20 protein-coding genes are annotated in these 25,094 nt (G+C 65.5%); 11 read left to right on the plus strand and 9 right to left on the minus strand.

Annotated elements, in window-relative coordinates:
* Positions 1 to 13: 13 nt before the first annotated feature.
* The 6 genes from QW845_RS11175 to ugpB all read right to left on the minus strand — a co-directional run bounded on the left by QW845_RS11175 (position 14) and on the right by ugpB (position 8,215).
* The gene (locus QW845_RS11175) at positions 14 to 1,828 is read right to left on the minus strand and encodes an ABC transporter ATP-binding protein (RefSeq protein ID WP_315801630.1); all 1,815 of its coding nucleotides are present in this window, start codon (positions 1,826 to 1,828) and stop codon (positions 14 to 16) included.
* A gap of 138 nt (positions 1,829 to 1,966) precedes the next feature.
* A complete protein-coding gene (locus tag QW845_RS11180; RefSeq protein WP_315801631.1) occupies positions 1,967 to 2,866 on the minus strand; it encodes an ABC transporter permease in 900 nt (299 codons plus the stop codon).
* Positions 2,863 to 3,876 carry an ABC transporter permease gene (locus QW845_RS11185; RefSeq protein WP_315801632.1) on the minus strand — a complete coding sequence of 338 codons (1,014 nt, stop codon included), beginning with the start codon at positions 3,874 to 3,876 and terminating at the stop codon, positions 2,863 to 2,865. Before QW845_RS11185 ends, QW845_RS11180 begins: the two co-directional genes overlap by 4 nt.
* Positions 3,877 to 4,072: 196 nt before the next feature.
* Positions 4,073 to 5,695 carry an ABC transporter substrate-binding protein gene (locus QW845_RS11190; protein ID WP_315801633.1) on the minus strand — a complete coding sequence of 541 codons (1,623 nt, stop codon included), beginning with the start codon at positions 5,693 to 5,695 and terminating at the stop codon, positions 4,073 to 4,075.
* A 213-nt stretch (positions 5,696 to 5,908) separates the two neighbouring features.
* A complete protein-coding gene (locus QW845_RS11195; protein WP_315801634.1) occupies positions 5,909 to 6,862 on the minus strand; it encodes an aminoglycoside 3'-phosphotransferase/choline kinase family protein in 954 nt (317 codons plus the stop codon).
* 27 nt (positions 6,863 to 6,889) lie between these two features.
* On the minus strand, positions 6,890 to 8,215 hold the full coding sequence (gene ugpB, locus QW845_RS11200) for a sn-glycerol-3-phosphate ABC transporter substrate-binding protein UgpB (RefSeq protein WP_315801635.1): 1,326 nt from the start codon (positions 8,213 to 8,215) through the stop codon (positions 6,890 to 6,892).
* 518 nt (positions 8,216 to 8,733) lie between these two features.
* Between ugpB and QW845_RS11205 the strand changes: the two genes are divergently transcribed.
* The 10 genes from QW845_RS11205 (at position 8,734) to QW845_RS11250 (ending at position 20,086) form a co-directional block, all read left to right on the plus strand.
* Complete coding sequence (locus tag QW845_RS11205) at positions 8,734 to 10,719, plus strand: ATP-binding protein (RefSeq protein WP_409997902.1); 1,986 nt, start codon at positions 8,734 to 8,736, stop codon at positions 10,717 to 10,719.
* Positions 10,689 to 12,434 (plus strand): DUF3369 domain-containing protein, encoded by a 1,746-nt coding sequence (locus QW845_RS11210; RefSeq protein ID WP_315801636.1) that lies wholly within the window; start codon positions 10,689 to 10,691, stop codon positions 12,432 to 12,434. The genes QW845_RS11205 and QW845_RS11210 overlap by 31 nt, the downstream gene beginning before the upstream one ends.
* On the plus strand, positions 12,431 to 13,174 hold the full coding sequence (locus QW845_RS11215) for a response regulator (RefSeq protein WP_315801637.1): 744 nt from the start codon (positions 12,431 to 12,433) through the stop codon (positions 13,172 to 13,174). The genes QW845_RS11210 and QW845_RS11215 overlap by 4 nt, the downstream gene beginning before the upstream one ends.
* A gap of 231 nt (positions 13,175 to 13,405) precedes the next feature.
* The gene (locus QW845_RS11220) at positions 13,406 to 14,017 is read left to right on the plus strand and encodes a sigma-70 family RNA polymerase sigma factor (protein WP_315801638.1); all 612 of its coding nucleotides are present in this window, start codon (positions 13,406 to 13,408) and stop codon (positions 14,015 to 14,017) included.
* A gap of 369 nt (positions 14,018 to 14,386) precedes the next feature.
* Positions 14,387 to 15,793: a cytochrome ubiquinol oxidase subunit I gene (locus QW845_RS11225; protein ID WP_315801639.1), complete on the plus strand. Its 1,407-nt coding sequence runs from the start codon at positions 14,387 to 14,389 to the stop codon at positions 15,791 to 15,793.
* Positions 15,790 to 16,800 (plus strand): cytochrome d ubiquinol oxidase subunit II, encoded by a 1,011-nt coding sequence (gene cydB / locus QW845_RS11230; protein ID WP_315801640.1) that lies wholly within the window; start codon positions 15,790 to 15,792, stop codon positions 16,798 to 16,800. Before QW845_RS11225 ends, cydB begins: the two co-directional genes overlap by 4 nt.
* The gene (locus tag QW845_RS11235) at positions 16,800 to 16,925 is read left to right on the plus strand and encodes a DUF2474 family protein (protein WP_315801641.1); all 126 of its coding nucleotides are present in this window, start codon (positions 16,800 to 16,802) and stop codon (positions 16,923 to 16,925) included. The genes cydB and QW845_RS11235 overlap by 1 nt, the downstream gene beginning before the upstream one ends.
* A 111-nt stretch (positions 16,926 to 17,036) precedes the next feature.
* On the plus strand, positions 17,037 to 17,630 hold the full coding sequence (locus QW845_RS11240) for a L,D-transpeptidase (RefSeq protein ID WP_315717095.1): 594 nt from the start codon (positions 17,037 to 17,039) through the stop codon (positions 17,628 to 17,630).
* Positions 17,631 to 17,696: 66 nt separating this feature from the next.
* A complete protein-coding gene (locus tag QW845_RS11245) occupies positions 17,697 to 18,734 on the plus strand; it encodes an amino acid ABC transporter substrate-binding protein (protein ID WP_315801642.1) in 1,038 nt (345 codons plus the stop codon).
* Between the two features lie 896 nt (positions 18,735 to 19,630).
* The gene (locus QW845_RS11250) at positions 19,631 to 20,086 is read left to right on the plus strand and encodes a fasciclin domain-containing protein (protein ID WP_315801773.1); all 456 of its coding nucleotides are present in this window, start codon (positions 19,631 to 19,633) and stop codon (positions 20,084 to 20,086) included.
* A gap of 312 nt (positions 20,087 to 20,398) precedes the next feature.
* On the opposite strand, the gene QW845_RS11255 is transcribed toward QW845_RS11250, so the two are convergent.
* Both QW845_RS11255 and QW845_RS11260 read right to left on the minus strand, forming a co-directional pair.
* Complete coding sequence (locus tag QW845_RS11255; RefSeq protein WP_315801643.1) at positions 20,399 to 21,538, minus strand: acyl-CoA dehydrogenase family protein; 1,140 nt, start codon at positions 21,536 to 21,538, stop codon at positions 20,399 to 20,401.
* 145 nt (positions 21,539 to 21,683) lie between these two features.
* A complete protein-coding gene (locus QW845_RS11260; protein WP_315801644.1) occupies positions 21,684 to 22,868 on the minus strand; it encodes an acyl-CoA dehydrogenase family protein in 1,185 nt (394 codons plus the stop codon).
* Positions 22,869 to 23,021: 153 nt separating this feature from the next.
* Here QW845_RS11260 and QW845_RS11265 point away from each other — a divergent pair, with 153 nt between their 5' ends.
* On the plus strand, positions 23,022 to 23,567 hold the full coding sequence (locus tag QW845_RS11265; RefSeq protein ID WP_315801645.1) for a carboxymuconolactone decarboxylase family protein: 546 nt from the start codon (positions 23,022 to 23,024) through the stop codon (positions 23,565 to 23,567).
* 113 nt (positions 23,568 to 23,680) lie between these two features.
* Here the strand turns inward: QW845_RS11265 and QW845_RS11270 are convergent, their stop codons facing one another.
* Positions 23,681 to 24,898, minus strand: a complete 1,218-nt coding sequence (locus tag QW845_RS11270; RefSeq protein ID WP_315801646.1) for an MFS transporter — start codon at positions 24,896 to 24,898, stop codon at positions 23,681 to 23,683.
* Positions 24,899 to 25,094 lie beyond the last annotated feature (196 nt).

Consider the following 25,094-nt stretch of genomic DNA (forward strand, 5'->3'; position numbering starts at 1 on the left):
CAAGCTTTCACGCTCAATGCGCCGGCAATGGCGGGTGCGGAATCGCCGTCAACAACTCCCGCGTATAGGCATCCTGCGGATCACCTAGCACACGTTCGGAGGTGCCTTCCTCGACGATTCGGCCCGACCGCATCACGATCACACGATCGCACAACAGCCGCACGACATTCAAATCATGGGAGACGAACAGATAGCTCATACCTAACTGCTGCTTGAGGTCCTGCAGCAGATTGAGCACGACCGCCTGCACGGAGACGTCGAGCGCCGCCGTGGGCTCGTCGAGGATGACGAGCTTCGGGTGCAGTGCGATGGCGCGCGCGATGCCGACGCGGGCCTTTTGGCCGCCGGACAATTGATGCGGGAAGCGGTCGAGCAGGTTGAGCGGCAGACCGACCATGGTCGCGAGCTCCTCGCAGCGCGCACGAAGCGCGTCGCGGCCCCTGATATCGCCGAGCTGCAGGACTGGATCGGCGATGGCGCGCGCTGCGGTGAAGCGCGGGTTGAGGCTATCGGTCGGATCCTGGAACACCATCTGGATCCGGCTGCGCAGCGGCAGCCGGGCAAATGCCTGCGGCAGGATGTTGCCGATCTCCTCACCATCGAAGCTGATGCGGCCCGACGTCTGGTCGAGCAGCCGCATCACCATCATCGACGTGGTCGATTTGCCGCAGCCGGATTCGCCGACCAGGCCAACGCTCTCGCCATGACCGACCGTGAAGCTGATGCCGTCGACCGCGCGGAACACCTCCGGCTCGACCGCCGGCCTCCGTCCGAACAGCTTTGACAGTGTCGCGGTAGCGCCCTGGCGCGGATATTCCTTGACCAGCTTGTCGACGAGCAGGAGCGGCCGAACGCTACCCGCACTCCGCTCGCCCTCCCCACTCCGCTCGTCACCCCCGGGCTTGCCCCGGGGGTCCATCGCCTGGAGCGAGTCCTGCGAAGTGGGATGGATGGCCGGGTCAAGCCCGGCCATGACGGAGAGAGTATTAGGCGCCGCCAGCGCCTCCTCCTCCGGCAGCAGATCCCGCAGCGACACGCCGAGGCGCGGCGTCGCGCGCATCAGCTTGCGCGTGTAGGGATGCTGCGGGTTGGCGAAGATGTCGGCGGCCTTGGCGGTCTCGACCACCCGGCCCTTCTCCATCACCACCACGCGATCGCAATAGGCCGCGGCGAGACCGAGATCATGCGTGATCAGGATCGTCGACATGCCCCGGCTCTTGGTGAGCTCGACGACCAGGTCCATCACCGCCTTCTGCGTGGTGACGTCGAGGCCGGTGGTCGGCTCGTCGGCGATCAGGAGCTGCGGGTTGCAGGCCAGCGCCAGCGCGATGACGACGCGCTGGCACATGCCGCCGGACAATTCGAACGGATAGGCGTGGTAGCGCTCGCGCGGGCGCGCGATCTTGACCTGCTCGAGCGCAGCTATGGCCTTCTCGGCGCGATCGGTTGCGGCCGCCTGGGCGTGCTGTTTCAGCACGTCCTCGATCTGCTGGCCCACCTTGCGGATCGGGTTGAGGGCCGCGCGCGGGTTCTGAAAGATCATCGAGATCTCGCGCCCGCGCAGATCGCGCATCGCGCTTTCCTCGGCCGCCCTGACGTCGACGCCGGAGAACATCACCGATCCCTCGGCAATGCGCCCGGCGCGATCGAGGATGCGCATCACCGCATACGACGTCACCGACTTGCCCGAGCCGGACTCGCCGACGATCGCGAGCGTCTCGCCCTTGGCGACGGAGATATCGACATGCTGCACCGCCTTGACGACGCCGCGCCGGGTGGAGAATTCGACCGTGAGATCGCGAACGTCGAGCAGCGGCTGGGCGGTCATGTGTGGCTCCGCGTATTCCCATCGTCATGCGCGGGCTTGACCCGCGCATCCATCAGACCGATGAAGTCTCGCTTGAGGGGATGGATTGCCGGGTCAAGCCCGGCAGTGACGGAGTTTTGTTGGGACACCCTCATCCCATTACGTCCTGCGCTGCGGATCGACGATGTCGCGCAGGCCATCGCCGAGCAGATTGAAGCAGAACACCGCGATCATCAGCGCGAGACCCGGAAACAGCGCGATCCACCATTCGCCCGACACCATGAAGGAGGCGCCCTCGGCAACCATGATGCCCCATTCCGCCGTCGGCGGCCGCACACCGAGGCCGATGAAGGACAGGCCGGCGGCATTGAGGATGGCGTAGCCCATGGTCAGCGACATCTGCACGATCATGATCGGCATGATGTTCGGCAGGATGTGGCCGAGCAGGATGCGCATCTCGCTGTTGCCCGACAGCCGCGCCGCCTGCACGAAGCCGGCGTTGCGGCGGACATTGGCCTCGGCCCGCGCGACGCGCGCATAGAGCGGGAAGTTCACGATCGCGGTGGCGATGATGATGTTCTGCACGGTGTTGCCGAGCGCGGCGACGATGCCCATCGCCAGCACGAACAGCGGGAATGCCATGATGGTATCGGCGATCCGGCCGACGATGCGATCGGTCCAGCCGCCGAAGAATCCGGCGGCGACGCCGGCAAGTCCGCCCATGAAGAACACCAGCGCCACTGATGCGACCGCGATGAAGGTGTCGAGCCGGGTCGCGACCACGACGCGGCTGAAGATGTCGCGGCCGAGCTGATCGGTGCCGAACCAATGCGCCGCCGATGGCGGCTTCAGCGCGGACGCCGTGTCGCTGGCCAGCGGATCATACGGCACGATCCAGGGGCCGAAGATCGCAGCGAACAGGATCACGACCAGAAGCCCGAAGGCGAAGCCCGTGACCTTGTTCTCGGCCAGCACATAGCGCGTGTGCCCGATCAGGGCCATGAGACCGGAGGTGCGGGCGGAGACAGCGGGCTCGAGGGTCGGCGCGACGGTGCTCATCCTTCCAGCCTCACACGGGGATCGATGACGCCATAGAGAATGTCGATGACGAGGTTCAGGACGACGTACATCACGGCCATCGTCAATACGAAACCCTGCACCGGCGCGAAGTCGGAGGCGATCAGCGCCTCGACCGCGTAGGAGCCGATGCCGGGCCAGGCGAACACCTTCTCCACGAGTACGTTGGCGCCGAGCAGGAAGGAGAACACCATCGACAGCGTGGTGATGACCGGAAGCATGGCGTTGCGGAACGCGTAGGTCACGGTGACGGTCGAGGGCGACAGCCCCGAGGCGCGCGCCGTGCGCACGAATTCCGACGACAGAACCGAGAGCATCGAGGCGCGCGTCATGCGCGCGATCGGCGCCAGCGAGAAGATCGCCAGCGTCGCGGCGGGCAGAATCAACTGGCTCAGCGCCGAGCGGAACGCCTCACCGTCACGCGCGATCAGCGTATCGATGAGGTAGAAGCCGGTCACGGGGTCCGGCGCGCTATAAAACACGTCGAGCCGGCCGAGCGGCGCCGGCGACCAGCCGAGCCGGAAGTAGAACACATACACCAGCACCAGCCCGGTGAAGAACACCGGCAGCGAGACGCCCGCGGTCGTGACGATACGGCAGGTATGGTCGATCCACGACCCCGGCCGCGTCGCCGCGAGCACGCCGAGCGGCAGCGCGATCGCGACCGAAACCAAGAGGCCGAGAAAGGTGAGCTCGGCCGAGGCCGGCAGGCGGTTGCGGATCTCGCTGGCGACCGGCTGCCCTGTCGTCAGCGAACTGCCGAGGTCGCCATGGGCGAGATCGACGGTGTAGCGGAAGAACTGCTCGATCAGCGGCTTGTCGAAGCCGAGCTTCTTGCGGATCTGCTCCACCGCCTCCTTGGTCGCCGCGGGGCCGGCAAAGTACGCGGCGGGATCGCCGGGCAAGGCGCGGGTGAGCAGGAAGGTAACGATCACGACGCCGATCAGCGAAGGGATCGCGAAAGCGAGGCGCTTGGCGATGAGCATCAGCATGGCCAAGGTCTCGCCGGATTTTCCACCGCTCCCACGGCAATACGCAGTCTGCTCCCTCCCCCCTTGTGGGGGAGGGCTGGGGTGGGGGGTGAGCCGCGGCGGCGGTGGGTGGGGCTACCCCCCTCCCCGCCCCTCCCCCACAAGGGGGGAGGGAGTGAGAGAGCTCGGCTCACATAACCAAGGCAGCTCACGCAGCTCATCCCTTCACCAGCGCGCGATAATCCAGCCGGCGGTGGAACCAGTACTGATAGCCGGAGATGTTCTTCTGCATCGCGACGTTGACGAACGGTTGATACAGCGGGATGCGCGGCACCTCGGCGAAGGCGAGGTCGACGAAGCCCTTCACATCGGCATCATAGGTCGCCTTGTCGCCCACCGCGGCCGCATCACGCGCGCCGTTGATGAGCTTATCCATCTCCGGCGACTTGTAGCTCATCGTGTTGAACACGGAATTGTTGCCGTGATAGCACCAGTAGAAGAAATACTCGGGGTAATCGAGCCAGCCCGAGAAGATGTTGGTGAAGAGCGGCATCTCCTTCTTGTTCAGCTCGGTACGCCAGTTGGCGCCGGGTACCTTGTTGATCGTGGTCTTGATGCCGAGCTGGGCGAGGCTCTCCTGCACCAGCACACACAAGGGCTCGTTCACTTGCGCGAAGTTGAGATCGAAGGAGATCGTGGTCTCGAAGCCATTGGGGTAGCCGGCTTCCGCCAGCAACGCCTTGGCCTTCTCCATGTCGGTGACATACTTGGTCGGCTGCGGCCACGCCACCTCGGTCGCCTTGTCGGCTGGCGCACCGAACATCGGATTGGCAAGGCCGAACATCACGGCATCGATGATCTTCTGATAGGGCATTGCATAGGCGAGCGCCTGCCGAACCTTGGGATTATCGAACGGCGGCTTGGTCACGTTCATGCCGATATATTGGATACCGTTGGAGATCGGCAATGAGATCACGGTGTGCTTGCCGTTCGACTTCATCTCCTGGAAGTCCTTGTTCGGCAGCTCATAGGAGATGTCGGCATCCCCGCGCTCGAGCAGCGCGCGCCGGTTGCCGGCCTGCGGCACCATGCGCCAGATCACGCGCTTGATCTTGGGCAGCGGACCGCACACCCAGTCGTCGTTGCGCTCCATGATCACTTCGGTACCGGCGGTCCACTTCGTCACCTTGTAGGCGCCGGAGCCCGCGGTCTGCTGCTTGGTGTATTCGAGTCCCCACGGATCCTTGTCGGTGGCGTTCTTCTTCACCAGTTCGGAGTTCACGACGCAGGGTACGATGACGGCGAGATCTGGGATCGTCAGCCGATCCTTCTTCAGGAAATCGACCCGCACCGTGTGGTCGTCGACGATGACGAACTGCTCCGGCTTGGTCAGCGAGCCCGCGCTCATCTGGAAAGTCGGAAAGCCGCCGACGCTGACGGCGCGATCGAGCGACCACTTCACGTCCTTGGCGGTGACCGGCGTGCCGTCGTGGAATTTGGCGTTCTTGCGGAGCTTGAAGGTGGCGGACATGTCGCCGATGGTCATGTCCTCGGCCAGCTCGGGCTTGAACTTGTCGCGGTCGTAATACGGCACGCCGCCCGGGCCACTCTTCATCTCGTGGCTGATCAGGCGGTCGTAGCAGTTCCAGGAGACCTCATAACCCGGCACGTTGGTGCCGACGCCGTGGATGTCGAGGTTGTTGGGACCGCCTTCGGACACGATCAGCAGCGTCTCGGACCGCGCATCGGCCTTGGCGGACGACATGATCGCCGGCGCCATTGGCAGCGCGGCCCCCGCAGCCAGACCGGACACGGATTTCAGAAAATCGCGACGCTTCATCAAATGCTCCCACCAGAATACGACCGGCGGGAACAATGATCGCAAGCTTCGTGCCAAGCCTCACGATCGACTAAGCCGTTGAAATTGCGGGTCTCACGACCTCAAACGTCGCGTCACCTCCATGCAGAATTGCATACATAAGTGCGAATTTGCACAAATTATAGTCTCTCAATACGCCGTGCGACCGATTTACGCAGGCGGGACACCGGAACATCAGTCCGGCCAGATCAGGGCCTGCAACTGATCGAAGTTGCGGACCCTGCTGGGCCAATCGGGAATGCAGATATGCCGGACAGGATCGCTGGCCTGATGCAGCAGCATCAAGGCCAGCAGCCGCCGCTTGAGCTGCCAGGTGACGTCGGCCGGCGCGAATCCGTAGCCGTCGAACAACGCGCGCACGCGGCCGGGATGGCCCGCGGCCATGAAGGCGCTCGGCCCGAGCAGGTCGTATTCACCGAAGCCGGCCATGACGTCGCCGAAATCGAACAGACCGCTGATGCGCCAGCCGTCACCATGGCGAGAGACGAGAAAGTTCTCCGGAATGTATTCGCCGGTCAGGATGACGGGCCGTGGGTCCGGAGGCAGAAGCGCGGCGGCGTCGCGCAGGAGATCATCCAGGCCGGCAAGCAGCGCCTCCGGCAGACCGAGCCGCTGATGGCGGGCGCGGCAGCCTGCGAACTGCCCTCGCAGGAAGTCGGACCAGCGCGGGCCGATCGCGAGCAGTTCGCCAGGGGGCACAAGCTGCACCTCCGCAATCAGCTCTCCGACGTCTCTCAGCAAGGATTGCTTCCCGCGCTCGTCGAGCCCGGGCCAGACCTCCGCGGCCGGAATGCCGTCGAGCCGCGTCATGATCAGATAGGTCCAGCCGTCGCGGTCGCCTTCGTGCAGCAACTCGGGCGTGGCGACCTGCTTCAAGCGTCCGGCGAGCACGCGCAGCGTACTCCGCTCGGACAGAAACTGGCGCCGATGGAACGGAGGAAACAGTTTCAGGATCAGCTCGCCGCCGATTCCCGCGACGAGGTTGGTGCCGGCTGCAAAGGGAGCGAGGCCCGGATGCTCGCAACCGTGGTGGCGCACGATATCGCGCGCCACCGGCAGCCATGCCGCGACATCAGCGCGAAGGCCACGCAGCTCGGCGCCCGCAGTGATGTCCGGCAATCGGCCCATCAGTGGCTCACTCGTGCAACGCCGTCATCAGCGATCCGGGCTCGCGCGCTCGAACTGGCGCAGCAGACGGTTGCCGCGCTCGACGGCGGCATCGAGCGCCGTCTGCGCCGGTTTGCGGCCGCTGAAGGCCTGCTCCATCTCGTCCTCGATGGCATCACGGATCAGCACGAATGAGCCGAGCCGCAGGCCGCGCGAATTTTCCGTGGGCGGATTGAGCGTCACCTGCTCGATCGAGATCGCCGCGCCTGGATTGCGGTCGTAGAAGCCCTGCGCGCGTGTCAGATCGAAGGCCGCCTGCGTGATCGGCAGATAGCCCGTATTCTGGTGCCAGGCGGCCTGAACATCGGGCCGCGACAGATAGGCGAAGAACTTGGCCACGCCCTTGTACTCGGCCGCCGGACGGTCGCGGAGCACCCACAGCGTCGCGCCGCCGATGATCGAATTCTGCGGCGCGCCCGCAATATCGGGCCAGTACGGCATCATGCCGTAGCCGACCTCGAACTTCGAATTCGCCTTGATGTCGGCGCGCGTCGCCGAGGAGCCGATGAAGATGCCGCACTCGCCCTTCTGGAAACGCGGCTCGGCTGCTTGGCCGCGGCCACCATAGTCGAAGACCTTGCTCTTCTGCCATTCCGCGAGCTGGGCGATGTGCCGAATCACCTGTGGATTGTTGAATGTCAGCACGGCGTCCAGTCCGGCAAAGCCGTTGGCCCGCGTGGCGATCGGCAGATTGTGGAAGGCGGAGAAATTCTCCACGTTGATCCAGGCCGGCCACGACGTCGTGAAGCCGCAGGCGACGCCATTGTCGCGCAGCCGCCGGGCGGCCTTGCCGAGCTCGGGCCAGGTCTTCGGCGCCGCGCCCGGATCGAGCCCGGCCGCGCGAAACTGATCCTTGTTGTAGTAGAGGATGGGCGTGGAGGCGTTGAACGGAAACGACAGCATGTTGCCGTCAGCGTCGGCATAGGTGCCGGCGATGGCGGGCAGATAGGCCGACGGCGAAAAGCTCTCCTGCTCGTCGCGCATCAGCTCGTAGACCGGGTAGATCGCGCCCTTGGCCGCCGTCATCGTCGCGGTCGCGATCTCGTTGACCTGCACGATCGCCGGCTGGCTGCGCGAGCGGAACGCGAAGATGGCCGCCGTCACCGTCTCCGTATAGCTGCCCTTGTAGCTCGGCACGATGCGGTAGTCGGCCTGCGACGCATTGAAGTCGGCGGCCAGCCTGTCGACCTGCCTGCCGAGTTCGCCCGACATCGCATGCCACCACGCGATCTCGGTCGCGGCCTGGGCCGTGCTTGCGCCAACAACCGTCCAGAGCAGGATTGCAAACGAAACAGAACGCCAGAGGACCGTCACCGGGAGCCAACTCCAATTCCATGGATGAATCTGCCTGGGCTGAGATCGCAATCGGACCGAAAATGGGGCCCAGCAACCCAGAGCTGCAACAAACTATCAACAAACCATTGACGCGTATCGCTTTGACGTCAGAATGGACTTATAGCACCTGTTCGGGAGAGCATTGAACCTTTTCACATCCGGGCCGACCTCATCATCAAGGGGAAAGTGTTGCCTGTGTACCGCGCCCATCTTTCGTCGATCTCGAGAGTGGACGTCACGCCGGTGCTGATGCGCGCTGAGGCGGGCGCGCGGTACCGCTCGTCCCTTTTAGGCCTCCCGTACTCCGCGGCGCGGTTAAATGCGCCGCAGCATACAAATCCGGGTGCCCGCGGCGGATCGCGCGCAGGCCGGTTCCGTAAGCCCGGTCCGAGGTAGCGATCGTGGCGCGATCCGAGCAGCGGAAATCCGTCGCGCGGCCGCTCAGCCTGGCGGTCCTGGGGCGGGCACGAATCGTGCGCGCGCTGCGGGCGGTTCCGATCCGCTGGCGCATCCTCTCGATCGCCGCGCTGAACTCGGCGGTCGTCATCGTTCTGGCGGCGCTGATCTGGAATGGCGCGACGGTGCTCGGCACGGCCTGGGACGACGTCCGCCAGGTCCGCGAATCCGACAAGGTCCTGGCCCTGCTCGAAAGCGAGACCAGCCGGCTGCATAACCTCATCCATCGCTACATCAATCAGCCGAGCCCGGAGCTGTTCGCCGAGATCCTGCTGCTGCGCGAGGCCGTGCTCGGGACGCTGACGACGCGCGCCTCGACCGACCCGATGCTGTCGGGGTCGGTCGAGGAGCTGGAGCGCGTCACCGTGCGCTTTCTGGACGGCTTCGGCGAGCTGCGCAGCCTGCAGGCGACGATCTCCAAGACCTACGAGGAAGAGGTTCTCGGCCCCGCGCGCGACATCGCCGGGCTGTATTCGGTGATCGAAGGCGCGACCGGCCATCGCGACGCGCAGATCTGGCCCTCGCTCGGCAAATCGCGCGAGGCGTTCACCGCCATGCTGGTCGCGGCCAATTCCTACTATCTGTCGCTCGCGCCCGCCTCCGCCGACGACGCGCGCCGCAACACGGAGACGATCGAGAAGACCATTCCGGTGATGTCGAGCCTTGCGGACAATGATCTGCAGCGCCTGGCGCTGCAGCGGCTGTCGGCCCGGACCGCGGCACTGCGCGCGGGATTCTCCAAGCTCACCGATCAGCTCACCAACCGCACCGAGCTGCTGCGCAACACCATCGATGCGAGCCAGGCCGAGACCATCGGCGCCATCGACGGCCTGTCGGTGAAGATGCGCCAGCACGAGCAGAAGGCGCAGGCGACGTTCGATCGGACGTTGAAGGACATCTCCCGCCGCGTCCTCTCGATCGCGGTGATCTTCCTGGGAGTGATCCTCTCCGCCGGCGTGCTGATCGCCTTGTCGATCCGGCTGCCGCTGCAGCAGATCATGGCCTCGATGCGCGCGATCATGCTGGGCGACTACGACCGCGAGGTCCAAGGCACCGAGGCGCGCGACGAGGTCGGCGCGATGGCCCGCGCCGTCGAGACCTTCCGCGAGAACGCGATCGCCAAGCGCAAGACCGAGGACGAGCTCCGCGCCGCGAAGGAAGAGGCCGAGAGCGCGCTGCTCGAACTGAGCGCCGCACAGCGCAACCTGATCGATGCCGAGCGGCTGGCGGCGCTGGGCGGGCTCGTCGCCGGCGTCGCCCACGAGGTGAACAATCCGATCGGCATCAGCCTGACGGTGGCCTCCAGCTTCGCGCGCCGGGTCGAGATGTTCGAGGCGGCGCTGCGGTCGCCCGAAGGCGGCCTGCGCCGGTCGCAGCTGGAGGAGTTCGTGCGCACCTCGCGCGATGCATCGGAGCAGCTGGTCGCCAATCTGCAGCGCGCCGGCGAGTTGATCCAGTCGTTCAAGCAGGTCGCGGTCGACCGCTCCCATGCGGAGCGACGGACCTTCGTCCTGAGCGAGGCGACCGATCAGATCATCACCAGCCTCAAGCCGGTGCTCAAGCGCGCGCCGATCACGCTGGCGGTCGACGTCCCCGAAGGGCTCTTCATCGACGGCTATCCCGGGTTCTACGGTCAGATTCTCACCAACCTGTTCCTCAACGCCGTCAACCATGCCTTTGCCGACGGCCGCGCGGGCACCATCTCGATCACGGCGCGGCCGCGGGGCGCGGATGACATCGAGATCATTTTCGCCGATAACGGGGCCGGCATGACCCCCGACGTGCAGCGCCAGGCCTTCGATCCGTTCTTCACGACGCGCCGCAACGAAGGGGGAACGGGGCTCGGGCTGCATATCGTCTACAATCTGGTGACGCAGCAGCTCGGCGGCCGCATGATGCTGGAATCCCGCGAGGGACAAGGCACCACCTTTCGGATTATCATGCCGCGGGTCGCCAAGGGCGGCGCCGAGACAGCAATGGGTGACGGAACGACGCAATGGCCGAACAGGACGATGTCCTCCAACTGATCGAGGATACCGGTTTCGACGAGGACGACCGTTCGGCCCGGAAATGGAAGATCGCCGTCATCGACGACGATCATGCCGTGCACGAAGGCACCCGCTTTGCGCTGTCGGACTACAGCCTGAACGGCCAGGGGCTGGAAATCCTCTCCGCCTATTCGGCGGCCGAGGGCCGCGCCCTGATGCGGGAGCACACCGACGTCGCAGCGGTGCTGCTCGACGTCATCATGGAGACCGACGTCGCGGGGCTCGAGCTCGTCGAATACATCCGCAACGAGATCAAGAACGAGACCGTCCGCATCATCCTGCGGACCGGACAGCCCGGCCAGGCGCCGGAGCGGCGCGTCATCGTCCAGTACGACATCAACGACTACAAGGCCAAGACCGAGCTCACCGCCGACAAGCTGTTCACCTCGCTGACGGCAGCGCTGCGCAGCTACCAGCAGCTCGAGCGCATGGTGCAGACAAGGCGCGGCCTGGAGATCATCATCGACGCCGCCTCGACGCTGTATGATTTCAAGTCGATGCAGCGGCTGGCCGAGGGCGTGCTGACCCAGATCGCGTCGCTGCTCAACGTCGATTGCGCCGGGATCCTGGTGCTGCGCGACGACGGCAGCCAGACCGAGGATTTCTCGGTGCTGGCCGGCTCCGGCTGCTACAGCCGCTTCTCCGGCGCCGTCACCTCGCGCTCGCTCGATCCCGACCTGCGCGACATGGTCGAGGCCGCCTTCAGGCAGCGCAGCAACGAATTCGCCGACCATCGCACCGTGCTCTATGTCCGCACCGGCTCGGGGCGCGAGGTCGTGGTGCTGCTGCAGGCGGAGCGGCCGCTGTCCGAGACCGACCGCTCGCTGGTCGAGATCTTCTCCAGCCGGCTGTCGATCGCCTTCGACAACGTGATCCTCTATCAGCAGCTGCATGAGGCCAACACCCAGCTCGAGGACCGCGTCGCCCAGCGCACCCGCGCGCTGATGCAGGCCAACCGGCGGCTGTCGGCGCAATGGCTGCGGCTGCAGCGCGCCAACGGCTTCAAGAACGAGATTCTCGGCACCGTCGCCCATGACCTGAAGAATCCGCTGGGCGTCATTCTCGGCCGCACGGAAATGCTGACCGAGCTGATCGCAACCGGCGCCTCCGCCGAGGGCATCACCAGCCAGGTCGGACATATCCGTGATGCCGCCAAGCGGCTGACCTCGATGGTCGACCATCTGATCTCGGATGCGATGGCCGACGCCTTCGACATCACCATCCGCCGCGAGCCGGTCGACATCACAGCCCTGATCCACGAGGTGGTCGAGGCCAACCAGCCGCTCGCCCTCAACAAGCAACAGGTCATCGAGGTCTCGGCGCCGACGCTGCTGTCGACGATGTGCGACATCGACCGGATCCGCGAAGCGATCGACAATCTCTTGAGCAACGCCATCAAATACAGCCCGATCGGCGGCAGGATCATCGTGAATGCCTCGGACGATGGCGACAACACCATCATCGGCGTCACCGACCAGGGCGCTGGCCTCTCGCCGGAAGATCTCGGCCGCCTGTTCGGCCGGTTCCAGCGGCTATCGGCCAAACCGACCGCGGGCGAGAGCTCGACCGGGCTCGGCCTGTCGATTGTCAAACGCATCGTCGACATGCATGGTGGCGAGGTGACGGCCAGGAGCGAAGGGCCGGGATCCGGATCGACCTTCACCATCACACTGCCGGCGGCCGAGTTGTCATGAGTCAGAGCCAGCACATCATCATCGTCGACGACGAGGCGCCCGCCCGTGAAATGGTGGGTGATTACCTCAAGATGCACGGCTTCACCGTGACCTTGTGCGATGGCGGCAAGAGCCTGCGCAGCGCCATCGAAACCGGCCCGGCCGATCTCGTCGTGCTCGACCTCAACATGCCCGAAGAGGACGGACTGTCGATCATCCGCGATCTCAAGGGCCGCACCAACATCCCCGTGATCATGCTGACGGCCACCGCCAGCCCGATCGACCGCGTGGTCGGGCTCGAGCTCGGGGCCGACGATTACGTCGCCAAGCCGTGCGAATTGCGTGAATTGATGGCCCGGATCCGCTCCGTGCTGCGCCGCAGCGGTCCAGCCAAGGCTGCGGCGGCCGTCACGGAGACCGCTCCGGCCCAGGCCAAAAACCCGCAATTGGTGCGGTTCGGCACCAAATGGCTGGATCTCGATGCCCAGGCGCTGCGCGACGACGAAGGCAACGAGCATCCGCTGACGGCTTCCGAGTACGGCCTGCTCAAAGTGTTCGCCGCCAACCCGAAGCGGGTGCTGTCGCGCGAGCGGCTGCTGGAGCTCGCCAATGCCCGCGATGCCGAGGCCTTCGACCGCGCCGTGGACCTGCGAATCATGCGGATCCGCCGCAAGATCGAGCCCGATCCGACCAAACCGGCCGTGATCCGGACCATTCGCGGCGGCGGCTACCTGTTCTCCCCGGCCGGCGACAAGGCCTGAAGCGGGCCAGCCGGCGGCAGCCGGAGCGACCTGTTCGCCCGCATTTCGTTCCGCAAATTGGAATAAGGCACAATTCCGCCACGACTGTTTCGCGATGTGCGGCGCGACGAAACATTTCCGCAGGCGCACGAAACCATTTTCCTGTTTTCGTGCAGACGTCCCGAAACGGGCGCTCCTTAACAATCCATCCCGTCGAAACGCCGCAAGGGGGCGGCGGAACGGGAGAGTGCCATGCAGAACGTCGTTGCCATCAATTCCGCAGCCAGCCAGGGCATCATCGCAGCCCAGGCGACCACGGACGACATGCTCCTGGAGAGCATTGCCGATGGCGATCGCACCGCGATGCACACGCTTTATGCGCGCCACAATGTGCGGGTCTATCGCTTCATCCTGCGCATCGTCCGCGACACCACGATCGCCGAGGACCTCGTCAGCCAGGTGTTCCTGGACGTCTGGCGCACCGCCAAGCAGTTCGAGGGCCGCTCGCAGGTCTCGACCTGGCTGCTCTCGATCGCCCGCTTCAAGGCGCTGACCGCACTGCGCCAGCGCCGCTTCGAGGACATCGACCAGGACGAGGTGCGCGAGATCGCCGACGACTCCGACACCCCGGAAACGTCGCTCGAGCGTTCGACGACCAGCGCCATCCTGCGCGCCTGCGTCGCCAAGCTGTCGCCGGCGCATCGCGAGATCATCACCCTGATCTACTACCACGAGAAGTCCGTGGAGGAGGTCGGCCAGATCATCGGCATCCCGCAGAGCACGGTGAAGACCCGCATGTTCTACGCCCGCAAGCACCTCGCCGAACTGCTGCGCGGCGCCGGCGTGCACAGCCTCGCCGCCTGATTCACCTTCATTCTCGTCGGGACCAAGGCCCCGGCGGGTTCCCGTGACGACGACATCGAGAAAATCGCCGAACGAAACAATTGAAACAATCGGCGAAATCACCTGGAAAATTTCGGCCGCTAGAACGTTATCCATCAGCCGAGCCTCAGTCCCCCAGCTGATCTCGGTTTGGAGCGAGCAAATTCAAGGTTACCTCCACCTTCCAAGGTTGCTCCGAAGACCCGGCGGATGCCCCTGCCGGGTCTTCGTCGTTTGGGATCGCTCACGCCGCCAATAGGGCGATTTGACCATTTGATATCGTGCGTTGCCGGTGCAATCTTCCGTCATGGGGCGATGCTACAAGCCCCGTGGCAATGACGGACGGTGCTGATGTTCGGTTTGGATGCGGTTGAGCTGGCGCGCGCGCAGTTCGCCTTCACGGTCACCTTCCACATCATCTTCCCCGCCTTCTCGATCGGGCTCGCGTCCTACCTCGCCGTGCTCGAGGCGCTGTGGCTGTGGACCGGACGCGACGTCTATCTCAACGTCTTCAATTACTGGCTCAAGATCTTCGCCATCGCGTTTGCCATGGGTGTCGTCTCCGGCATCGTGATGTCCTACCAGTTCGGCACCAACTGGTCGGTGTATTCCGACAAGGTCGGCCCGGTGATCGGCCCGCTGATGGCCTATGAGGTGCTGACCGCCTTCTTCCTCGAGGCCGGCTTCCTCGGCGTCATGCTGTTCGGCCTGAAGCGCGTCGGCCCGAAGCTGCATTTCCTCGCCACCCTGATGGTCGCAGTGGGCACGCTGATCTCGGCATTCTGGATCCTCTCGGCCAACTCCTGGATGCAGACGCCGGCCGGCTATGCCGTCAACGCCGACGGCCAGTTCGTCTCGGTCGACTGGCTCGCAGTCATCTTCAACCCGTCCTTCCCCTATCGCCTCGTGCACATGGTGCTCGCGGCCTATCTGACCACCTCGCTCGTGGTCGGCGCCGTCGGCGCCTGGCATCTGCTGCGCAATCCGCACCTGCCGGGCCCGCGCGTGATGTTCTCGATGGCGATGTGGATGGCCGCCCTGGTGGCGCCGCTGCAGATCCTGGTCGGCGATCAGCATGGGCTCAACACGCTCGAGCACCAGCCGGTGAAGATCATGGCCATGGAAGGCCATTTCGAGAGCCACAAGGACGGCGCGCCGCTGTACCTGTTCGGCTGGCCCGACCAGGCCAAGGGCGAGCTGAAATGGGCGCTCGGCATCCCCAAGTTCGGCTCGCTGATCCTCAAGCACCAGATCGACGCTCCGATGGCCGGGCTCGACACCGTGCCGCGGCAGGACTGGCCGCCGGTGCCGATCACGTTCTGGTCGTTCCGCATCATGGTCGGCCTGGGCCTGCTGATGTTGGCGCTCGGCGGGTTCAGCCTGTGGGAGCGCTGGCGCGGCCGGCTGTACATCAACCGCGGCCTGCACCGCTTCGCGATTGCGATGGGACCGGCGGGGTTCATCGCCGTCATGGCCGGCTGGATCACCACCGAGACCGGCCGCCAGCCGTTCACGGTGTACGGGCTGCTGCGCACCGCGGATTCCGTGTCGCCGCTCGCCGCCCCGGCCGTCGGCACGTCGCTGCTCGCCTTCATCGTCGTGTATTTCATCATCTTTGCCGCCGGCGTGATGTACATCCTGCGCCTGATGGCTGAGCCGCCGCATCCCGGCGAGCCGGGCCCGAGCAGCGAGCAGCCGGTCCGCACCGCCGGCATCACGCCGGCCGCCGGTGTCGTGCAGGGAGCCGTCGGATCATGAGCGTCACCGTCGATCTCGCCACCCTCTGGGCGTTCATCATCGCGCTCGCCGTGTTCATCTACGTCGTGATGGACGGCTTCGATCTCGGCTTGGGCATCCTGTTCCCGCTGTTTCCCGGCAGGCAGGACCGCGACGTCATCACCAACACCGTGGCGCCGGTGTGGGACGGCAACGAGACCTGGCTGGTGCTCGGCGGCGGTGGCCTGATGGCCGCGTTCCCGCTCGCTTATGCGATCCTGATGCCCGCGCTGTATGCGCCGCTGATCGCGATGCTGGTCGGCCTGATCTTCCGCGGCGTCGCCTTCGAATTCCGCTGGCGCACCCGCGCCCAGCGCAATCTGTGGGACATCGCCTTTGCCGGCGGCTCCTGGGTCGCGACGCTGGCGCAGGGCATCGCGCTCGGCGCCATCCTGCAGGGCGTGCATGTCGAGGGGCGTAACTATGCCGGCGGCTGGTGGGACTGGCTGACGCCGTTCAGCCTGCTCACCGGCGTCTCGCTCGTGATCGGCTATGCGCTGCTCGGCGCCACCTGGCTGATCCTCAAGACCGAGGGCGACCTGCGCGACAAGGCCTACCGCATCAGCTGGGTCCTGCTGTTCGCGATGCTGCTCGCCATTGCCGCCGTCAGCCTGTGGACGCCGCTGCTCACCATTCAATATTCGGACCGCTGGTTCAGGTGGCCGGCGATCATTCTCACCGCGCCGGTGCCGCTCGCCGTCATTGGCGTCACCGTGCTGATGATGAAGAACCTCGCCCAGAAGCGCGATGGCTGGCCGTTCTTTCTCGCGCTCGCGCTGTTCTTGCTGTCCTACGCCGGCCTCGGCATCAGCATGTATCCCTACGTCGTGCCGCAGAGCATCACGATCTGGCAGGCGGCAGCACCCGAACGCAGCCAATTGATCATGCTGCCGGGCGTGCTGGTGCTGGTGCCGCTGATCCTCGCCTACACCGGCTGGGCCTATTGGGTGTTTCGCGGCAAGGTCGGGCACGACAGCGGCTATCATTGATGCCCTCCGAGCAGCCTGCCCCACTCGCGAAGCGCCTCGCCTGGTTCGTTGCGCTGTGGCTCGCCGGCGTGGCGACCGTCGGCGCGGTGGCCTTCCTGCTGCGGCTCTGGATGAAGCTCGGATGACAGCGGGTGCGCCCTGCGCTCACCTTGACTTTGCTGCGAATATGCTCCTGAAATTTGGCGGGTGGATTTGATCGGGCAAGCTTCGCAGGGGTCCGTCGAGGAGAGCTTTGAATGCCGAGTTTCCGTCGCCTGCTGTGTGCGGCCAGCGCCATCATTGCGCTGGCACTGTCCACATCGCATAGTTTTGCCCAGTCCGAGGACCCCGGCGATCAGCCCGGCCTCGTCGCCGATGACGGCTACGAGCTCGATCCCGAATGGCGCAAGCAGGTGGTCTATTTCCGCACCACCGAGCCGCCGGGCACCATCATCGTGTCCACCGCCGAACGCCACCTCTATCTCGTGCAGCCGGGCGGACGTGCCATCCGCTACGGCATCGGCGTCGGCCGTGACGGCTTCCAGTGGCAGGGGCTGCTGTCGATCACCAAGAAGGCCGAGTGGCCGGATTGGACGCCGCCGCCGGAGATGATCCAGCGCCAGCCCTATCTGCCGCGCTTCATGGCCGGCGGCCCCGGCAACCCCTTGGGCGCGCGCGCGATGTATCTGGGCACCACCGTATACCGCATCCACGGCACCAACCAGCCCTGGACGATCGGCAGCAAGATTTCCTCGGGCTGCTTCCGCCTGGTGAATGCCGATGTCGCCGACCTGTTCGACCGCGTGCCGGTCGGCACCAAGGTCGTGGTGCGGCAGAAGCCGGAACTGTGACGGCGGCGCCCGCCGCCCGACATTCAGCCATCGCTTCGTCCTGACATTTTTTGAAAGAGATTGACCATGCGCACTTTCCGAGGCGGCCTGCTGATCGGGCTCGCCGTCGCCGTCCTCGTCGCGGCGCTCGCCGTCACCTATGAGATGTACGACACCCGCACGCTGAAGCGGACCATCCGCCGCGGCGAGGTGCTGTGCGGCGTCAATGCCGGCCTGCCCGGCTTCTCGATTCCCGATGACAAGGGCAATTGGAGCGGCTTCGACGTCGACTTCTGCCGCGCCGTGGCCGCCGCGATCTTCGACGATCCGAAGAAGGCGAAGTTCGTGCCGCTCGACGCCAGTGAGCGCTTCAAGGAGCTGCAGAGCCGCAAGGTCGACATCCTCTCGCGCAACACCACCTGGTCGATGGCGCGCGAGCAGAACTACGACCTGTATTTCCCCGCAGTCGCCTATTACGACGGCCAGGGCTTCATGGTGCCGCGGTCGCGCAAGCTGGAGACGGCGCTCGACCTCAACGGCAGCAAGGTCTGCGTGCAGGATTCCACCACCAACGCGCTCAACCTCGGCGACTATTTCCGCACCAACAACATGAAGTATGAGGAGGTGAAGTTTTCGAAGCTCGACGACGTCATCAAGGCGTATGACAGCGGCAAATGCGACACCTTCACCGCCGACGTCTCGCAGCTCTACGCGCTGCGACTGACGCTGTCGAAGCCCGCCGATCACGACATCCTGCCCGACCTGATCTCCAAGGAGCCGCTCGCGCCCGTGGTGCGCCAGCGCGACGACGACTGGATGATGATCGTCAAGTGGACGCTGTACGCGATGATCAATGCCGAGGAGCTCGGCGTCACCTCCAAGAACATCGACGAGGCGCTGAAGTCGAAGAAGCCGGACGTGATGCGGCTGGTCGGCAACGAGGGCAGCTACGGCGAGGACCTCGGGCTGACGAAGGATTGGGCGGCGCGCGTGATCCGTCACGTCGGCAATTACGGCGAGGTCTATGAGCGCAATGTCGGCAGCGAGTCCAAGCTGAAGATCCCGCGCGGCATGAACCAGCTCTGGAACGCCGGCGGCGTGCAATACGCACCGCCGATCAGGTAGGGGTTTCCGCTCCCCCTCGCCGTCATCGCGAGGAGCAACGCGACGAAGCGATCCAGGATTGTCAGAGAGACTCTGGATTGCTTCGCTTCGCTCGCAATGACGGAGCATGACGTAACCTTCTCGCGACGCCTCTCGCGCCCGAGCTTTGCCAAATCTCCACCCTCCGTAAATCGAGGGCGCAGGGAAGGCCAGGTGCCGACTGGCACCTGCGGTCCGCCTGCGAAAAAAATGCAGGCGGCAGAACCACAGGCTCAGCCGGGACAACCCGGCCTTCCCTGCGCGATGGTGTTAACGCTTATGGCGCGCTCTCCCCGGTGTCCGGCCTGTTAGCCACCGTCGTCGTTCGGGATCACTCCCATCGACTTGACGCCAGCATCGGGGCGCCAGGACCACGCGCTTTTACGTCCGCATCGTCATCGTTCGTCGGCGCGATCTCGCGCGCTGCGATCCGATGCGTCCATCGCGTCGCCGGCCCACGTTTCGTAACGATCGCGAAGCGTCCCTCTTGCGGGCCGTGACGGCGGTAAATGTGCGGCTGATTTGCCCGACGACACAACGCCCGTCGGGTTGCGACAAAATGGCACGACGGGCAATGCGGATGCTCCTGCAAAGCAATTAGTCCCGCGGATTCATGGCTCTCGGACGCACTGCCCTGCAGGCCTCAGAGGCGGCTCACGAGTTCGTGAACTCATCCTCAAATCCATCCGAACGCAGCGATCGTAACGAGCCTGACCAATCCGGTCGGGGTGATGCGACCTGGAGGACAGGGCGAACAGGGGCCGCAAATCCCTTTTGCGCATCAACCAACTCATTAGTTCAGTTCACAGGGAAAAATTCGAATGACGCTGGGAATCCGTTCGTTCGTGGCCGGCGCGTTGATGCTGGGCGCGCTCTCCATGTCCGCCACCGCCGCTCGTGCGGCCGATATCGTCGACACTGCCGTCGGTGCAGGCCAGTTCAAGACGCTGGTGGCGGCCGCCAAGGCCGCAGGCGTCGTGCCGGTGCTGAAGAGCAAGGGCCCGTTCACCGTGTTCGCCCCGACGGACGCGGCGTTCGCCGCGCTGCCGCCGGGCACCGTCGAGGATCTGCTCAAGCCGAAGAACAAGGCCAAGCTCGCCGCGATCCTCAAGTACCACGTGATTCCCGGCGCGGTGAAGGCCGGCGACGTCGCCGGCAAGAAGCTCAGCGTGAAGACCGCGCAGGGCCAGAAGGTCGATATCGACGGCACCTTCTTCGGCGTGCAGGTCAACGACGCGCATGTGGTGCAGGCCGACGTCATGGCCTCGAACGGCGTCATCCACGTCATCGACAAGGTGCTGCTGCCACCGGCGAAGTCGGCGATGCATCATTGATGCGACGAGGGCGCGCCATCGGTGATGGCGCGCTCTTTGTCAGTGATCTCTGAGATCGCGACGTTGAAGATCGCGGGGACGCAAATGGCCGATGAGGGCCGATATCGTCCCAACAACATCGGTGTCGTCCCGGCCTTGAGCCGGGACCCATAGCCACCGTCCGGGATTTGGCGAAGGCTGAAGCTGCCAGCGCGGGTCACCACGTCATCCTGTGGTTATGAGTCCCGGCGTTCGCCGGGACGACGGCGCTGGGTGTGGCACGAGTTGGGCCGTACCTGTGGAGAGAGTGATGTCTCGCGAGCGCAGCCTTATTCAATACCCCCTCAGCTGCGCCAATTGCGCCGCGTGGTAGTTGGCGTCGCCGAACATCACCTCGCAGACGCGCGCGCGCTTCATGAAGAAGCCAATGTCGAACTGGTCGGTCATGCCCATGCCGCCATGCATCTGCACGCCCTCCTGGACGGCGCGGGTCGCGGTCGTGCCGGCGCGCGCCTTGGCGACCGCCACGGCCGCCGGCGCGCCGGCAGGATCGGCATCGAGCGCCTGCAGCGCCTTCAGCACGGCGGCGCGCGTGATCTCGATCTCAATGTAGAGCTGCGCGGCACGATGCTGCAGCGCCTGAAATTCGCCGATCGCCTTGCCGAACTGCTTGCGCTCCTTGAGATAGGCAACGGTGCGGCCGAACACCTCCTCGCTCAGTCCCACCATCTCGGAGGCAACCGCGCCGCGGCCGAGATCGAGCACGGCGCTGAGCGTGGCAGCGCCCCCATCGACCTCGCCGAGCACGTGATCGGCGGTCACCTCGACGTTGTCGAGCGTGACCCGCGCGGCGTTGTGCGCGTCGACCATGATGGTGCGTTCGATCACCACGCCCTTGGCCTTGGGATCGACCAGGAACAGCGTGAGGCCATCGCGCTCGCCGGGCGCGCCGGCGCTGCGGCCGACGACCAGCAGGAGATCGGCGACGTGGCCGTCGACCACCATCGCCTTGGCACCGCTGAGCTTGAAGCCGTTGCCGGAGCGCGCGGCCTGCAGCGTTGTGTGCAGCGGACGATGTTTCGCACCCTCGTCCAACGCCAGCGCGGCGAGCAGCGCGCCGTTGGCGATCTTCGGCAGATACTCCGACTTCTGGGCGGCCGAGCCGGCGCGGGTGAGCGCCGAGGCTGACAGCACGGCAGTGGCGAAAAACGGCGACGGCATCAAGGTGCGGCCGATCTCCTCCATCACGACGCCGGCTTCGACCGCGCCGAGGCCGGAGCCGCCGTGCTCTTCCGGCACGAGCAGGCCGGCAAAGCCCATCTCGGCGAAGGTGGCCCAGAGCTCCCTGGAGAAGCCGGTCTCGTCTCTGACGTCGCGCAGCTTGCGCAGGTGCGACACCGGCGCCTTGTCGTTGATCAGCCCGCGCGCGCTGTCGCGCAGCATGGATTGTTCTTCGGTGAGGAGGAGAGGCATGGGGTGTTTCCAAGAATTTTGTTTGTTGGATGCGGGCTCTCTCCACTCGTCATGCCCGGGCTTGACCCGGGCATCCATGTCTCACGTCACGAGGAAAGACGTGGATGGCCGGGTCAAGCCCGGCCATGACGGAGAGAGTGATGAACTACGCCCCCGGCAGATCGAGGATGCGCTTGGCGACGATGCCGAGCATGACCTCGGAGGTGCCGCCTTCGATCGAGTTGGCCTTGGTGCGGAGCCAGGCACGGGGACGCGCGCCTTCATGGGAGCGCTCGCTCTCCCATTCCAGCGCGTCGATGCCGCCGGCCGACATCAACAGCTCATACCGGCGCTTGTTGAGCTCCGTACCGTAATACTTCATCGCCGAGGAGAACGCCGGATGGCCCTGCCCCGCCTTGGCGAGATCGACCATGCGCTCGGCGGCCGCCGCGAGCGCCGCCTCGTCGACATCGAAGGTCGCGATGTCGGCGCGCAGCAACGCGTCGTCGAGGCGGCCCTGCGCGTCGCTGCCGACGCTATCCGCCGCGACCTGGCCGAGCGGCCGGCTGCCGCCGCGCTCGCCCATGCCGGAGATCATCGCGCGCTCGTGCTGCAGCAGGTACTTCGCGACGTCCCAGCCACGATTGACGGTGCCGAGCACGTTCGCCTTGGGCACCCGGACATTGTCGAAGAAGGTCTCGCAGAACGGCGAGCGGCCGGAGATCAGCAGGATCGGCTTGGTCGACACGCCCTTCGACGTCATGTCGAACAGGATGAAGCTGATGCCGTCATGCTTCTTCGCCGCGGGGTCGGTGCGCACTAGGCAGAAGATCCAGTCGGCGTAGTTGGCGTAGGAGGTCCAGATCTTCTGGCCGTTGATGATGTAGTCATCACCATCGCTCTCGGCGCGGGTCTGCAACGAGGCGAGATCGGAGCCGGCGTTCGGCTCGGAATAGCCCTGGCACCAGCGGATCAGGCCGGCGGTGATCTTGGGCAGGTGCTCGCGCTTCTGGTCGTCGGTGCCGTATTTCAGCAGCGCCGGCCCGAGCATCGAGATGCCGAACGAGGTGATCGGCGCGCGCGCCCCGATCGCCGCCATCTCCTGGCGCACGATCTTGGCCTCCTCGCCGTCGAGGCCGCCGCCGCCGTATTCTTTCGGCCAGTGCGGCACGGTCCAGCCCTTGTCGCGCATGCGCTCGAACCAGATGCGCTGTGGCTCGGAGGAGAATTTTGCATTGCGGCCGCCCCAGAACGTGTCCTCCTCGGAGGTCATCGGCCGGCGCATCTCCGGCGGACAATTGGCCTCCAGCCAGGCCCGCGTTTCGCGGCGGAATGTGTCGAGATCGGCCATGCCAGGTCCTCACGCGTTTCCATGATTGCTGTCGTTGGCAAGACCTAACCTCAGCGCTTGGCGGAATTCAACATCGATGTCGCCGCGGGCGCCCTCGCCTTGCCGGGCGTTCTATGGTCATGATGCCGCCGCGTGAAATACGAGGAAACGAACATGCGCCTGAAACTTCTTTCGCCTGGCGAAATGAGCGCCGACCAGCGCCAGACCTATGACGAGTCGATCGCCAGCAAGCGCGGCTCGCCGCCGCCGCCGATGATGGCCTGGCTCAACAGTCCCGAGATGGCGCGGCATGCAACACGGCTCGGCGCCTTCCTGCGCTACGACACGGTATTTCCCGCAGCATTGTCGGAGATCGCGATCCTGGTGACGGCCCGGCACTGGACCGCGCACTACGAATGGTACGCGCACAAGCGCCTCGCGCTTCAGGGCGGATTGGACATCAGGATCATCGACGCCATCCGCGACCGCCGCACGCCGGAGTTCTCCGATCCCAAGGCGAAAGTGATCTACGACGTCGCCAAGTCGCTGCATGAGGGCCATGGGCTGACGGATGCGCTCTACAAGGATGCGATCGCAACGCTCGGCGAGCGCGGCGTCGTCGAGATCATCGGCCTCTGCGGCTACTACACGATGGTCTCGATGACGCTGAACACGTTCGAGTTCGATCTGCCGGAGGGCGAGGTGTCGGAGTTGAAGTGAGGCCGGCTGACTAAAGCGAGCCCGTCGTCACGAAACCGGTACGCTCCCCTCCCCCTTGCGGGGAGGGGGGCGCACCGTGCGTGCCGCGCGAGCTTGCCTCTAAGCGCTCTACCTCAGCCCGCCGCCGCCTCGCGCCGCTTCGACGACCACACCAGCGCCAGTACGCACAAGCCCAGCAGCACCGGCGGGAACACCACGAGGTTCACCGCCGACCAGCCGAAATGGGCGAGCAGCTGGCCCGAGGAGAACGAGCCCAGCGCCATCAGGCCGAAGATCAGGAAATCGTTGAACGCCTGCACCTTGTTGCGCTCGGCGGACGTATGCGTCTCCAGCACCAGTGCGGAGGCGCCGACGAAGCCGAAATTCCAGCCGACGCCGAGCATGACCAGTGTGGCCCAGAAGTGCATCGCGGTCAGGCCGGACAGGCCGATGACGGCCGCGACCGCTTCGAGCCCCAGGCCCAGCGCGACGATGGCCGGCGCACCGAAGCGCGCGATCAGCGATCCCGTGAAGAAGCTCGGGCCGTACATCGCGACGATGTGCCATTGCAGGCCGAAATTGGAATCCGACACCGTCAGCCCGCACATCTGCATCGCCAGCGGCGCCGACGTCATCACCAGGTTCATCACCGGATAGGCGATGGTGCCGCACAGCGCGGCTGCGATGAAGCGCGGCTGGCGCACGATCTCGGACAGCGGCCGGCCGCCATGCAGATCGGCAGCTTCAGGCTTCGGCAGATCGACGCCGGCCACGATCCCCATCGCGACCAGCGCGACCGCCGCCTGGATCAGATAGCTGAACGCGAACAGATAGGGCTGCCAGACGTCCATGGTCCATTGCACGAGCTGTGGACCGAGCAGACCGGCGAAGATGCCGCCTGCCATCACCCACGACACCGCCTTGGGCCGGAACGCGGCGCTGGCGCCGTCGGCAGCAGCGAAGCGATAGGATTGCGCGACCGCGCCATAGAGGCCGCCGAGGAACGTCGCCAGGCAGAACAGTGCGAACGAGCCGCGCAGAATCGCGAGGCAGCCGAGCACGCCGGTGACGGCACCGCAGCCGGTACCGATGAGGAAGGCCGCCCGGCGGCCATAGCGCCGCGAGATCGCGCCGGTCGGCAGGGTGCCGGCGGCGAGGCCGACGACGTACATCGAGATCGGCACCGTCGCGAGCCCGATGTTCGGGGCAATGGTGACGCCGACGATCGCGCCGGTCGCGAAGATCACGGCCGAGTTGGCGCCGGTCAGCGCCTGGGCGGCCGCGAGCCGCGCCACGTTGCGGCGAGCGCGGGCATCATCGGAAGTGTCTTCGCTCACGGTCAGATCGATCATCTCAGGTATCCGGGGGCGTGGCGCGCACGCTTCGCCTTGCTGGTTCAGCCGCACTATTGGGGGAAGCAAGCGCCCGAGGCAACGGGCGCGAACGGAGACAAGCCATGCGGCAGCGGCCGCGCCACCGAGCGTGATTCGACACTCCCGACCCGCCCGGCTAATCAAGCCGACGGTATTCTCGCGTCAACGGCGCCCG

Origin of the sequence: Bradyrhizobium sp. SZCCHNS3002 (assembly GCF_032377435.1) — a bacterium.
GTDB lineage: Bacteria > Pseudomonadota > Alphaproteobacteria > Rhizobiales > Xanthobacteraceae > Bradyrhizobium.

What these genes read in the sequence shown, in the direction of transcription:
- QW845_RS11175 (WP_315801630.1), bottom strand. Translation starts at nt 1,828, where the DNA reads ATGACCGCCCAGCCGCTGCTCGACGTTCGCGATCTCACGGTCGAATTC.
- QW845_RS11180 (WP_315801631.1), bottom strand. Translation starts at nt 2,866, where the DNA reads ATGAGCACCGTCGCGCCGACCCTCGAGCCCGCTGTCTCCGCCCGCACC.
- QW845_RS11185 (WP_315801632.1), bottom strand. Translation starts at nt 3,876, where the DNA reads ATGCTGATGCTCATCGCCAAGCGCCTCGCTTTCGCGATCCCTTCGCTG.
- QW845_RS11190 (WP_315801633.1), bottom strand. Translation starts at nt 5,695, where the DNA reads ATGAAGCGTCGCGATTTTCTGAAATCCGTGTCCGGTCTGGCTGCGGGG.
- QW845_RS11195 (WP_315801634.1), bottom strand. Translation starts at nt 6,862, where the DNA reads ATGGGCCGATTGCCGGACATCACTGCGGGCGCCGAGCTGCGTGGCCTT.
- QW845_RS11210 (WP_315801636.1), top strand. Translation starts at nt 10,689, where the DNA reads ATGGCCGAACAGGACGATGTCCTCCAACTGATCGAGGATACCGGTTTC.
- QW845_RS11215 (WP_315801637.1), top strand. Translation starts at nt 12,431, where the DNA reads ATGAGTCAGAGCCAGCACATCATCATCGTCGACGACGAGGCGCCCGCC.
- QW845_RS11220 (WP_315801638.1), top strand. Translation starts at nt 13,406, where the DNA reads ATGCAGAACGTCGTTGCCATCAATTCCGCAGCCAGCCAGGGCATCATC.
- QW845_RS11225 (WP_315801639.1), top strand. Translation starts at nt 14,387, where the DNA reads ATGTTCGGTTTGGATGCGGTTGAGCTGGCGCGCGCGCAGTTCGCCTTC.
- cydB (WP_315801640.1), top strand. Translation starts at nt 15,790, where the DNA reads ATGAGCGTCACCGTCGATCTCGCCACCCTCTGGGCGTTCATCATCGCG.
- QW845_RS11235 (WP_315801641.1), top strand. Translation starts at nt 16,800, where the DNA reads ATGCCCTCCGAGCAGCCTGCCCCACTCGCGAAGCGCCTCGCCTGGTTC.
- QW845_RS11240 (WP_315717095.1), top strand. Translation starts at nt 17,037, where the DNA reads ATGCCGAGTTTCCGTCGCCTGCTGTGTGCGGCCAGCGCCATCATTGCG.
- QW845_RS11245 (WP_315801642.1), top strand. Translation starts at nt 17,697, where the DNA reads ATGCGCACTTTCCGAGGCGGCCTGCTGATCGGGCTCGCCGTCGCCGTC.
- QW845_RS11250 (WP_315801773.1), top strand. Translation starts at nt 19,631, where the DNA reads ATGTCCGCCACCGCCGCTCGTGCGGCCGATATCGTCGACACTGCCGTC.
- QW845_RS11255 (WP_315801643.1), bottom strand. Translation starts at nt 21,538, where the DNA reads ATGCCTCTCCTCCTCACCGAAGAACAATCCATGCTGCGCGACAGCGCG.
- QW845_RS11260 (WP_315801644.1), bottom strand. Translation starts at nt 22,868, where the DNA reads ATGGCCGATCTCGACACATTCCGCCGCGAAACGCGGGCCTGGCTGGAG.
- QW845_RS11265 (WP_315801645.1), top strand. Translation starts at nt 23,022, where the DNA reads ATGCGCCTGAAACTTCTTTCGCCTGGCGAAATGAGCGCCGACCAGCGC.
- QW845_RS11270 (WP_315801646.1), bottom strand. Translation starts at nt 24,898, where the DNA reads ATGATCGATCTGACCGTGAGCGAAGACACTTCCGATGATGCCCGCGCT.